Consider the following 1,461-nt stretch of genomic DNA (forward strand, 5'->3'; position numbering starts at 1 on the left):
CCCCAGCGGCGCGAAGCCGGCGGCCTTGTAGCATTGCAGCAGGCCCTTGGCGACGTAGCGGCGGGCCACGCTGGGCGTGATGCGCAACTGTTCACCGATGGCCTGGTAGGTCAGGCCGTCGAGCTTGTAAAGCAGGAAGGCCGCGCATTCCTTGGCGGTCAGCCCGGCCAGCGCCTGGTCCATGGCGCGCAGGGCCTGCAGCAGTTGCAGCTGGTCTTCGGGCGAGATGGCCTGGGCCTCGCCGTTGGTGTGCGCCAGCGCTTGCAGGCAGGCTTCCTCCAGATCGCGGCGTCGCCACAGCTCGTAGACGATGCGGCGCGAGATCGTGGTCAGCAGCGCGCGCGGTTCGCGCACTTCCTGCGGCGGCGAGGTGAGCAACTGGGTGAAGGTTTCCGCGGCCACGTCCTCGGCGGCAAAGGCATCCCCCACGCTGCGCCGCAGGCGCGTGCGCAACCAGCCATGGTGTTCGATGAACATGGCTTCGATCTGGTTCATGGCGCCGAGCGGATCGGACATCAGATGTGAACTCATGTGGGGTTAGAAATGCGAGTAATTTTCGAGGAGGAGGCCGTGGTGGCCATGCTGGTCTCATCACCAGTCCGCTCTTGTCTAAGGACGGGATGCGCTGCAAATTATAAGAGAAATTCACAGTTGTGAAAAAACTGCCTGCGACCATGGATGCGCCGTGCATCTGAGCCCGCTTTTAATCAGCATGGACAGGCATTTCCGGTCGATTGACTTAGTCCGTTGTGTGACCAAAGTGTAAAGTTTCGATGGAGATTCCGTGACGAGATCGCTCCCGCAGTCAGTGTTTTGTCAGCTGCGGAGACATGTTGGTGATCTCATTCGCACCGGATGTCATCCATTTTTATTGCGAGTTATTGGTTGAGTTCTGGGCGCTTCACTGCAAATTTCCTGCGGCTGCATCCGGTTTGATCGAAGGCGTTACCGGACGCGGCAACTGGCAGTCTTCCACCCGGTCGCGGCCGCGTTCCTTGGCGCGATAGAGTGCGCGGTCGGCCCCCGCGAACAGATCTTCGATGCGCATCTCGGGCCGTGGCACGCAGCTCATCACGCCGGCGCTGATGGTGACCACGCCACCGGCATTGCCCTGATGCGGGATCGCCAGTGTACGCACACCATCAAGCACCTTCTGGGCGATGCGATGGGCATTGTCGAGATCAGTGTCGGGCAGCAGCAGCGCAAATTCCTCACCGCCGTAGCGTGCTGCCAGGTCGCCGTGCCGGCGCTGCATCCCGCGCAGGGTGCGGGCCACGTCCTGCAGGCAGTAGTCGCCCTGGATGTGGCCGTACAGGTCGTTGTACTTCTTGAAGAAATCGACATCGAACATCACCAGCGACAGGGCGCTCTTGCTGCGGCTGGCATTGCGCATGGCCAGTTGCAGCTGTTCATCCAGGTAGCGCCGGTTGGGAATGCCGGTCATCCCATCCAGCATGGCCT

At 61.5% G+C, this 1,461-nt stretch carries 2 protein-coding genes; both read right to left on the reverse strand.

Annotated features, from left to right (window positions below; all coding sequences use genetic code 11):
• Window positions 1-516, reverse strand: a 516-nt coding sequence (locus B3873_RS23185; protein ID WP_240733867.1) for a sigma-70 family RNA polymerase sigma factor, incomplete at its 3' end; no start/stop codon positions are given.
• A 385-nt stretch (window positions 517-901) separates the two neighbouring features.
• Window positions 902-1,461, reverse strand: a 560-nt coding sequence (locus B3873_RS23190) for a diguanylate cyclase (protein WP_286869277.1), incomplete at its 5' end; no start/stop codon positions are given.

The organism is Herbaspirillum sp. UBA812 (assembly GCF_002296545.1).
GTDB classification, from domain to species: domain Bacteria; phylum Pseudomonadota; class Gammaproteobacteria; order Burkholderiales; family Burkholderiaceae_D; genus Herbaspirillum; species Herbaspirillum huttiense.